This window comes from Terriglobia bacterium (assembly GCA_032252755.1).
Lineage (GTDB): Bacteria > Acidobacteriota > Terriglobia > Terriglobales > Acidobacteriaceae > JAVUPY01.
Genome location: JAVUPY010000003.1, coordinates 1 through 9,205, shown reverse-complemented (window position 1 = coordinate 9,205; position 9,205 = coordinate 1). Strand labels below are relative to the sequence as shown.

The 9,205-nt window shown below is 54.6% G+C and carries 10 protein-coding genes and 1 pseudogene; 4 read left to right on the top strand and 7 right to left on the bottom strand.

What is annotated here, in order from left to right; all coding sequences use genetic code 11:
• Nucleotides 1–341 precede the first annotated feature (341 nt).
• Entirely contained in the window at nucleotides 342–1,442 is a 1,101-nt protein-coding gene (locus ROO76_00330) for a hypothetical protein (GenBank protein ID MDT8066589.1), read from the bottom strand.
• Between the two features lie 466 nt (nucleotides 1,443–1,908).
• Between ROO76_00330 and ROO76_00325 the strand changes: the two are divergent.
• Nucleotides 1,909–2,028 (top strand): annotated as a pseudogene (locus ROO76_00325) (DNA starvation/stationary phase protection protein).
• 393 nt (nucleotides 2,029–2,421) lie between these two features.
• On the opposite strand, the gene ROO76_00320 reads toward ROO76_00325, so the two are convergent.
• Nucleotides 2,422–2,580 (bottom strand): DUF3309 domain-containing protein, encoded by a 159-nt coding sequence (locus tag ROO76_00320; protein ID MDT8066588.1) that lies wholly within the window; start codon nucleotides 2,578–2,580, stop codon nucleotides 2,422–2,424.
• Nucleotides 2,581–2,754: 174 nt separating this feature from the next.
• Nucleotides 2,755–3,303: a BON domain-containing protein gene (locus ROO76_00315; protein MDT8066587.1), complete on the bottom strand. Its 549-nt coding sequence runs from the start codon at nucleotides 3,301–3,303 to the stop codon at nucleotides 2,755–2,757.
• Between the two features lie 313 nt (nucleotides 3,304–3,616).
• Here ROO76_00315 and ROO76_00310 point away from each other — a divergent pair, with 313 nt between their 5' ends.
• The 3 genes from ROO76_00310 to ROO76_00300 all read left to right on the top strand — a co-directional run bounded on the left by ROO76_00310 (nucleotide 3,617) and on the right by ROO76_00300 (nucleotide 4,867).
• On the top strand, nucleotides 3,617–4,195 hold the full coding sequence (locus ROO76_00310) for a hypothetical protein (protein ID MDT8066586.1): 579 nt from the start codon (nucleotides 3,617–3,619) through the stop codon (nucleotides 4,193–4,195).
• Nucleotides 4,192–4,605 carry a hypothetical protein gene (locus tag ROO76_00305; GenBank protein ID MDT8066585.1) on the top strand — a complete coding sequence of 138 codons (414 nt, stop codon included), beginning with the start codon at nucleotides 4,192–4,194 and terminating at the stop codon, nucleotides 4,603–4,605. Before ROO76_00310 ends, ROO76_00305 begins: the two co-directional genes overlap by 4 nt.
• A gap of 82 nt (nucleotides 4,606–4,687) precedes the next feature.
• On the top strand, nucleotides 4,688–4,867 hold the full coding sequence (locus ROO76_00300; GenBank protein ID MDT8066584.1) for a CsbD family protein: 180 nt from the start codon (nucleotides 4,688–4,690) through the stop codon (nucleotides 4,865–4,867).
• A 176-nt stretch (nucleotides 4,868–5,043) separates the two neighbouring features.
• Here ROO76_00300 and ROO76_00295 read toward each other — a convergent pair whose 3' ends face one another.
• From ROO76_00295 to ROO76_00280, 4 genes are all read right to left on the bottom strand, one after another.
• On the bottom strand, nucleotides 5,044–6,552 hold the full coding sequence (locus tag ROO76_00295) for an ATPase domain-containing protein (protein MDT8066583.1): 1,509 nt from the start codon (nucleotides 6,550–6,552) through the stop codon (nucleotides 5,044–5,046).
• Nucleotides 6,549–6,995: a hypothetical protein gene (locus ROO76_00290; protein ID MDT8066582.1), complete on the bottom strand. Its 447-nt coding sequence runs from the start codon at nucleotides 6,993–6,995 to the stop codon at nucleotides 6,549–6,551. Before ROO76_00290 ends, ROO76_00295 begins: the two co-directional genes overlap by 4 nt.
• 146 nt (nucleotides 6,996–7,141) lie before the next feature.
• Nucleotides 7,142–7,957: a hypothetical protein gene (locus tag ROO76_00285; protein MDT8066581.1), complete on the bottom strand. Its 816-nt coding sequence runs from the start codon at nucleotides 7,955–7,957 to the stop codon at nucleotides 7,142–7,144.
• Nucleotides 7,958–7,977: 20 nt separating this feature from the next.
• On the bottom strand, nucleotides 7,978–8,634 hold the full coding sequence (locus ROO76_00280) for a Crp/Fnr family transcriptional regulator (protein ID MDT8066580.1): 657 nt from the start codon (nucleotides 8,632–8,634) through the stop codon (nucleotides 7,978–7,980).
• Between the last annotated feature and the right edge of the window lie 571 nt (nucleotides 8,635–9,205).

Below are 9,205 nucleotides of genomic sequence, written 5' to 3'. Positions count from 1 at the left end.
GCAACCGGAAGGGAGCACGATGCGCTGCAAATCCCGGCGGACGGTTGGAGCGGCGCTCCCGGCGGATTGCCGCACATCGGCGGCGCGGTCGAAAGGCTTCGCGGGTCCGGGGTAATCGGGGAAATAGAGGCTGGGATGCAGCATGGGTTAGCTCTATTGTGGAAGGCTTTTGACGGTTCAGACAATCTCAGGCAAACCCGTTTGGAAACCAACAGCGCAGAGCTAGTCTCTGCGCAAGCCCCCTTGAGGGGGTTGGGGGTGAGATTGTTCTTACAGAGACCTTGATTCCCTTTGATGCCTCATTGACCCTCGTTGAGTCCCTTTGATGTCTCTTCGGACTCCTATGCGTATGCGGCCTGTTGTGTGGCATATTCGGCAGCTATCCGGCGGTACTGATCTATCCATGCAGGCCCGTTGAATTGAAGGTTGCTACTCCAGGCGGACGTTCGTTTCGTGTGCGGTCTGTAATGGAGGCGCGCAATCCCAATTATCTGTGCCTTGGGGTAGTCCCTGCTTATGGGGCAAACGATTAGTCCCTCGGCTTTCGTTAGCTGCCACGGTTGGCACATGGCGGCCCCCGCGCGGCAGGCTTCATTGCCGATTTGAGTTTCGATAGGGTGTTCACCGTGCGCGCCGATCCCGACGGCATGAATCAATTCGGCGGCGTTCGTGTCGTTCTCCACCAGATGCGGGATGAAGCTCAGAACGCCGAAATGCTCCAGAATGTTCAAGCTATCCCAAGTTGGTTGGGATTCGGCGGTTGGCTTCGGGCGTGAGTGATGAATTCGGAATGGCCCCTCCCAAGTGAGCCATCTTCCTTCCGGCTTGAATCCTACAATCCTGTACGGCCCGCGTTCCCCAAGCTCAACCGGCTTGTATTTCAGCCACAGGACCTTGCGCGCGATTCCTCCGTCATCTCTGAGGTTCTGAGCATGGTACAGGTCCACGAAAAGCCGAAGCGCCCAAGGATCACCAGCGGCCCTGAGCTTGTGAATGGGGGATTTCTCGCTCTTACCTGTTCCAGTCACAAGCTCATTCGGAAGCCAAATCAGGTTGGAATCGGAATCAGCATCTGCGGATGGGTTCCGTCGCTTTCGGGGCTTCTGTCTGAGCGCATCCCATTCCGCGAATGTGAGCAGGTCATAGCGCGGCTTCCGTTGCGTGTGCTTTTCACCGTACTGGATGAATCTTAGGGCAATCAGTTTGTCGATGGCCTCTTTCCCACGGTTATAGCCCATGCCCAGGTAACGCATGATTGCATCTACAGACCAGGCAGTGGTGCGCTGGTTCGCGCCTGTCCCTTGCGCCAACAGCAGCCATGCGGCGGCGGAGTTGATATCGTCCGCATCGCAAACGGCCTTCCAAAGCCTCTGGTCAACGATGAAGAAATTGCCCGTTCCGCCGCGCTTCCGCTTTCCGTCGGCAGAGTTTGCCTCGGTCATATTCGGTCCCTTTTGGATTGCAGTACTCAGGATAATCCGAACGGGGATTTGTCCGCTTTCTGTCCGTGAATTGGAAACAAAACGACCCAAAACGGACAGAATCAGAACGCGAAAACAGGCGTATTTATTGGGGTAAGTTGGTTTATTTTGTATCGCTTAGGCACTGGTTTTCCCCTCATAACCCAAAGGTCGCTGGTTCAAATCCAGCCCCCGCAACCAATCAAATCAATCAGTTACGGGATTGAGAACCTTCGAGCGGGGTCCAATAAGGATCCAAATAGAGCCCCGCCCACCGAATGATGCGCAAAAGGCCGCCGCGAGCGGCCTTTTGCAGCTCTGGGATCGGTTGTACTCACGCCACGCTGGCTTCTGCTTCTACGGGGTGCAGTGCCATGCGAACCACCTTGCTGTTTGCATCCCGCTTCGACTTCATCAGCGCATTGCCATAGGACAGGGTCGTGCTGGGGTGCGGGCGGCGCACGTAATCGCCAGCAAAGCCAATGACTACGCGACAACCAGCCTGATCGAGATCTGGATCGACGAAGCAGAGCGCCGTGCGTGGTTCCTGTTCGAGGCCACGCGGTAACGAATCTTCAACCCAACGGCGCCACTGCTGTCACGCGTTTGACCCGGCAGTGCCGCCGAAAAGGATTCGAGCGGCCGACGATCGAGCCAGGCGTCTGAGTGGAGCGCCCTGCAATTCGCACACAAAAAAGGTGCAAATTCCCGGGCGCGTCCGGTTCAAAGATGAGAAAGCGATCCATCGCGGAATAAGTCGCTGCGACGCTTGAGCAGGCTGCGGCACGGGGAGAATGTTGTCGCAGAACTCGGCACGGCATTTACTGAGGAAGAGGCTGTGAGGCGTGAAGCTTCTCCAGATTGATGAGCCTGCCCGGAGCTTCACCTCGGGCTTAGCATGAGCGATCCCATTGTCCGTTTCCAAACTCTCTTCATCGAGACAGGCTCTCCGCAAATCGCCCTACCGGAGTACTCCCAGCAAATAGAGGATCAGCAGAATGAGCAGCACCGTACCAAGCCCTATGCCTGCGCCCCCGCCTGCGCCCCAGCGGCTGTAGCCAAAGTACCCTCCTCCTCCGCCGAAAACGAGCACCAGAACAATAATCAGTATGATCAGCATCTCAGGTCCTCTTCTCTGTCCGGGCTACAACTCCCGATTTAAGTCACGAATTTGGTTACACTCTGTGTTTTGACTGCGACGTCATCGCCGAAGAGTGCGGTTTGAGACTTCGCATGTGCTGCCGTTTGCGTGACAGCCTTGAGCGGTTACGCGGTCACAGGTCCCTTTGGGCTCCTACTGTCTTGAAGTGGCTTTTTGGTTCTTAACTTGGAGATTGTTCACCACTTGCTGTACGTTCGGCACCCCGGCCGCCACCTTCTCAGCGAGCGAACGCTTGTTTTGTGAGTTCACTTCTCCGGTCAGTGTAACTACGCCGTTCTTCACACTGTATTTCACGTTATGCTGCATCTTGTTCTGGATCAGCGCGGCATCCAAATTCTTCTCGATGCCTTGGTCCAGATCAGAGTTCATGGCTTTTGCTTCTCTTTCTGCACCCGCGGGAAGCACGGCAATCTGATCCGCGACGACCTGTGCCCCCGCGATGGACTTTGCCAGGGATTCAGCTTGTGCCTTCTGATCGTCACTGGCGACTTGTCCACCAAGAGTCACGATACCCTTGTCACGATCTTGACTGACAGAGACATCCTTGAGGCCTGCTTGATCAAGCGATTTGCGGATGCTGTCCGAGACATCCGGCGACTTCGTGGAAAACCTCGAGCAGCCTACTACCGTCCCAATCGCAAACAAAGTCAGCAAGATAACAAATAGCTTCGTAGTTTTCATATTCGTCCTTTGATCGGCGCCTCACCCGAGTCCAGGAAATTCGGCAACTCCCGCCCCGAGAAGCCGGCCTTCAGCTTCCCTCATTTGTCTCGGCGGCGCTGTATAGGATTGCTCACCACGTGAACTGTGCCTCCTTTCGGCTTCTTGAACACAGTCTCCATTCATCCGCCCTCATCACGGATTCCAAAATCTCGAATTCGAGCAAGGGTCAATTCTGACCAGCTTTGTGTTGCTTAAGGATTGATTATGGCCATTCACGAGGTTTTTCCGACGCTAGAATCTCGCAAACAAACAGGGTTCCATGGAGGTTCCTATGAATTTGGATATGCTCGATCCAAAGGTTATTGTTCTAGCTGCGGTGCTGATTGTGATCGCCGCTGTACTGGTTTGGTTGTACGTTCGAAAACGCAGCAGAAACACTGCAGCCCTGCGCCAAAAGTTCGGGCCTGAGTATGACAGGGCAGTACTGGCGCACGGGTCGGAAAGAAAAGCTGAATCAAGATTGGAGGATCGCGAGAAGCGGGTTGAGAAGCTCAAGATTCGCGATCTTGATCCGATGGAACACGAACGCTATTCGAAACGGTGGGCGTCCATACAGTCTGGTTTCGTCGATTCCCCAAAGGGGGCTGTCGCGGAAGCTGACGACCTGGTGTCCTCCGTGATGAAAACCCGTGGCTATCCCGTATCCGATTTCGATCAACGCGCCGACGACATTTCTGTAGATCATCCCAGAGTGGTGGAGAACTACCGTTCTGCGCATGAGATTGCGCTGCGGCTTGGGAAAGACCAGGCATCCACTGAAGATCTCAGGACGGCGATGATTCACTACCGCTCTCTATTTGAAGAACTGGTGCAGGTACCAACCCCTGTGGAAAGAAAAGAGGTGGCATGATGGGTGAGCTTAAGACCTTGGATGGAGAACTTCCGACGGCCGACCTGGCGAAGACCGGCGCGTCAAAGCAACTCGAAGGACCCAGACTTGTGAAAGGTCACGAGTCGGAACCCTTGGATCCAGCGGCCGCAGCTTCGGAATCCATTCCCTTGTTTTCTGAGTCGGAGATGGGAGAGTTCAGGTCGCAGTGGATCAAGATACAGACCAGTTTCGTCGATGAGCCACGCGGGACAGTCAAAGACGCCGACCAACTTGTAGCCACGGTGATGCAGCGACTTGCTGCAGGCTTCGCCAATGAACGTTCAGGCCTGGAGAAGCAATGGGACCGCGGTGACAACGTGTCCACAGAGGACCTTCGCGTTGCCCTGCAGCGCTATCGTTCCTTCTTTGATCGGCTGCTGAAATTGTGAATGCGAACAGGTAATCGAATCCGGAAGAAGCCCCCGAAGTGGGATCCGCGGAAATGTGTCATCTGACGAGATGGAGAAACAGATGAAACCGAGTACGAAGGACGCGATCAACGGCAATATCCATGAGGTAAAGAGCACTGTCAAAGAGACGGCAGGCAACGTCACGAACAATCCGGATTTAGAAGCTAAAGGCAAAGCCGAACACAGCCTCGGCAAAGTCGAGAGAAAGATTGGACAGATGGAGAAAGTGCTCGAAAAGTAACTCCGTTGACGTCGTCCAGCGCGCCTTACCGCATTCGGAAAATTCGTTACCGCCGTCGTACCTTGCCTAACAGGCGAAGATACGGCCTCGGCATCACCTGGCATTCGGCCGCACATCGTCCATCGAAAGGAGGCCGCAATCGTCGGCGGTTCCTTTCCTGGATGCTTCCTTAAAAATTACGCTTTGATTTGGGGGCGACCTGAAGGCTCTTCCTTCTGCTTGGATCGATCCATATGGACGGGAATTCCGCTGATAAGTCCCTGATAGTCTGTGAGGCGTTTGCCGAGAATGACCACGCCCTTCGACGTGATTTCATATTCGCGAATATCCTTGGCATGATTTCCGCCCCGCATCTTGATTACCACCATAATTTTGCGAAGTTCACCATCGATAGAAACATACCGGAGCCGGATGATGTCATCGCAAAGGAAAGAAATGGAGTATGTACTGAAGGGGAAATCAGTAAAGGATTCATCCACCTCAACTGTGCTCAGAATCGTTACCCCGATTCCTGTCAAAGCGAAGATCATCCGGTAGAGCGATTCGCGAAAGTCAGCGCGGAAGCCGGGCGATAGAGCCATCTCAAACCCTGCCAGAGAATCGATCACGAGGCGTTTTGCGCCGATCTTTTGCACTGCATCGAGAATCGACTGCATGGTTTCATCCACCGACAGATCGAGGGGACGGAGATAAAGGATCGTGAGTGTCCCGTCTTTCTGCGGCGTTTCCAAATCCAAACCTAAACTGCTGGCCCGCTCCGCATACGCCTCCGGGCGTTCTTCAAAGACAGCCACGATTCCCGGTTCCCCTCGGCGTATACCTTCCGAAATGAATTGGGTTGCGAGAACAGATTTCCCGGTGCCCGAAGACCCGGCGACGAGCACGCTATCGCCCTCGCGCACGCCCCCATCCAACATCTTGTCCAACTCCGGAACGCCGAAGGAAAGGCGCCGATTGCCGGGCGGATTTCTCTTGCGTGCGGTCAACCCAAACGTGCGCGAAAAGGCTTGCACTCCGGCTTCGGTGATTCGAAACGTGTGCAACCCAGGCACGGAGGCCTGGCCTCGCAGTTTTATGATCTGCAACTTGCGGACAATTGAGTTTCGCTCCGTTGTCTGGCGCAACCAGAACAGTCCATCGGCGACGGTAAATATCGGATTATCGCGCAGCTCGTCTTCGGCATATTCGCCGATCAGGAAAGTTGTAGCTTGCCAGCTGGCAAGAGACAGGGCTAACCGCTGAATGAAGGACTGCAGATCCATATCGCTTTTTGGCTTCCGCACCATGGTGCGGAATGAGTCAACCACGACCACAGCGGGGTTGGTCTTTTCAACTTCTTTTGTGATCTCCTCCAGGACCGCGCCCAGGTCCTTCTCGAGCACAACCTGGCTGAGGTTGATAAAGCGAATCGCATCCGGCAGCTTGGCAGGATCGAAGAATGTGTACTGCTGCTGGTATCGCAGCATCTTTATGGCTGACTCACCCAGGACCGTGAAATAGAGCGCAGGTCGCTCCGGGGTCGCATTGGCAAACACGAACTGGTGTGCCAGGGTCGTCTTCCCGCTCCCGGGGGCTCCCGCGATGATGTTGAAGGAGTATTCGGGGAGACCGCCACCCACAATTTCGTCGAGGCCGGGAACTCCAGTGGGTAGCTTGTTTATCTTCACTTTTTCTTGTGTGCTCACGATTTTCTCCCATTCCCCGAATTTCGATCGTCAAAAGCCGCACCTGGCCACGCATTGCGCAGCAGGCTCAACGTTAAAGCTTCACCAAGGAAGATATGAAGCAGGTTGAGTAGTCGGGCGATTAGAATTGTTCCTTCCTCGCCAGCCAGATCCATGTCAATGTCGACTTGAGATTCAGACTCGCTCAGGCCCTCTAAAGCTCCATCCGCGGCGACTTGCACCGCCCAAAGACGTGGAGCTTCCGACTTGGCTTGCGTCAACGCGCGGAAAGCGAAGGACTCAAAAGCCGCTGCTCCTGCAAATGCACTGAAGCAATGGCGCAGTTTCTCATAAACGCGAAGAGTAGCGGACCCCACCGGCTGAGGGGTTTTGTCTGCAAAGGCTTCGTAAGCAAGAAGCAGACGGGCTAAATCTCGCATTTCCAGAGGAGTGGTCATGTTCAACCCTGCATTGCTCCAGGTCGCGGCTTCAGTTAACGGTTATCCGCTTCGTGGGAGGGTCAGGGCGGCGATTCCATCATTTCGCAAATACGCCGCGGTTGAGGTATTCGACGTCCAGAGCCGCATTGGATGTAGCGTGCCGACGGAATTCAATTCAGGTAGCCACTCGTTTTTGGAGACGGTGGGTCTTCCTTCGAACCGCCGGCCTTGCTTCGGATAAGTGTGAATACATCCAAAACCGTGGCAATGCTGCGAACGTTTCCAGCAGCACTCAGGAGTCCTTCCTCCATGCCGGGATGCTTGCCCGCCAGGTTTTCAATACGTCCGCTCACCTTCCTCAGCTGGTCAATTTCCAGAAGAAGGTCTTCGAAAGCCGCAGTGATTGCGAGGTCTTCGGACACCGAGTCTGCCGTGTCCGCTGTGGTTGTGACAGTCTCGGCACCGACTTCAGCTTGCAAGCGTAAATCTTCGATCAGGCGCATCGTTGTCGATTCGCCAAGAAGGTTAAGAAACAGCCCGAGCAACTGCGCGATCAGAATGACTCCGGCCTCGCCACCTTCATTGGGGTTGGTCTGAGACTCAACTTCGCCAAGACCGCGCAAACCCCCATTCGCCATAACCTGCACCGCCTTGAGCCGGGGAGATTCCGACCTGGCCAGCGCCAAAGCACGAGAAGCGAGAGACTGAAAGCTCTCAGCTCCTACGGGTGCGCCGAGTTGTCGGCGCAACCTCTCATAGACACGCACACTCGCTGGTTCAGTTTGCAGTGAGGTTGTGCTCGAATCAGCCTCGCGAGCAACGAGACTGCGGGCCAACTCACGTGTCTTTCTTGTAGGAAGCATCAGTTCCCTTTCGTTACAAGCTGCTCGGTTCGGCTTAAGCGTGCAGCGGCCATGGCTATAATACTCCGATGTCCGTCGCTGGATATCGCATCGATGCTGATCGGCATCTTTTGCGCTGTTCAATCGATTCGCGCGCAAAATTCTTAGTGCGTGTATCTCTCCAATTTCTGATTGGACTCCGAAACGGATGCTCCTTCGGTCATGTCGCCAGGCAGTTGGTCGTGCAGAACAACGTTCAGCAGGGATTTGTGAACCTGGATTCGGTCGCTGTAGTCGATAAAGCCGAGCTTGCGGAAGCGGTTCATAAAGAAGCTGACCCTGGAACGGGTTGTCCCAATCATCTCCGCCAGGGTCTCTTGCGAAATCTTAGGAATATATTGTTTGGGCTCGCCAGTTTTGGTGATCTCCGCCATCAGCAGGAGAATGCGCGCCAAACGCTTTTCGCTGGAGTTGAAGAGCTGGTCGACGAGATTCGCCTGGATGCGCATGCTGCGGGCCAGAAGGAACTTCAGGAATAAATCGGAGAACTCGTGCTCTTCGTGCAATACGCGGATCATCTCTTCTCGATTAATCTTGAGTGCGCTGCAGGCTGTGATGGCGGTGGCCGTGGCCAATCGCAGCATACGGCTTGCTGTGAGCGACTCTTCTCCTACAAAGTCACCTGGGGTGAAGATCGTGATGGTGGCTTCCTTCCCGGTTTGCGATACGACCGTGATCTTTGCCCGGCCATTTTGTAAATAGAAGATGGAATCCGCCGGATCTCCCTGCGAAAAGAATGCCTGCTTTGGCTCTAGTTGCACGACTCTTCGACCGAGTCCGGTGTGTGTCAGATAGGCGGCAGTATCAAATTCCGGTCGGCCAGGCTGAATCATTCCGAAGCCCCCCCTTCGGGTGCGGAAGCAATATGGACCGCTCTGCGAAGACAGAACCATATCAACTTTAGGCTAACGGCAGAATTGCCACATCGAGTCGGGGCTCAGGCAATGATCGCGAAGGGAAATGCCGGAAACGGCTCACTTTGTTGAGGATCAATGCCAATCCGCGCTGCTTCACACTCTACGCGGTATTTTGACATATGCTTGCACCTAGTTAGAAGGACGTCTGTTCACTTTTGCGCACTCTCCCACGAATAATTCGCGCCACTTAAGCGGAGGATTCGTCGTAAGCTCAACGACATCTTGTATCTACAGCATGGATATTGGTATGAAGAGGTGCCTTCTCCGCCCGAATCTTAGAGCAGAATCAAGATAGCTATACCCAGCAGCGATTTTACGAGTAATCCTGGGTTTCTCTGGCGAAGTGACCGCGATGACGAGGATGGGACGAGCCTATTCGGACGATCTGCGGGTGAGGATTTTGGAAGCCGATGAG

Coding starts and splice junctions, on each gene's coding strand:
- ROO76_00300 (MDT8066584.1), top strand. CDS start 4,688: ATGAAACCGAGTACGAAGGACGCGATCAACGGCAATATCCATGAGGTA.
- ROO76_00310 (MDT8066586.1), top strand. CDS start 3,617: ATGAATTTGGATATGCTCGATCCAAAGGTTATTGTTCTAGCTGCGGTG.
- ROO76_00330 (MDT8066589.1), bottom strand. CDS start 1,442: ATGACCGAGGCAAACTCTGCCGACGGAAAGCGGAAGCGCGGCGGAACG.
- ROO76_00315 (MDT8066587.1), bottom strand. CDS start 3,303: ATGAAAACTACGAAGCTATTTGTTATCTTGCTGACTTTGTTTGCGATT.
- ROO76_00320 (MDT8066588.1), bottom strand. CDS start 2,580: ATGCTGATCATACTGATTATTGTTCTGGTGCTCGTTTTCGGCGGAGGA.
- ROO76_00305 (MDT8066585.1), top strand. CDS start 4,192: ATGATGGGTGAGCTTAAGACCTTGGATGGAGAACTTCCGACGGCCGAC.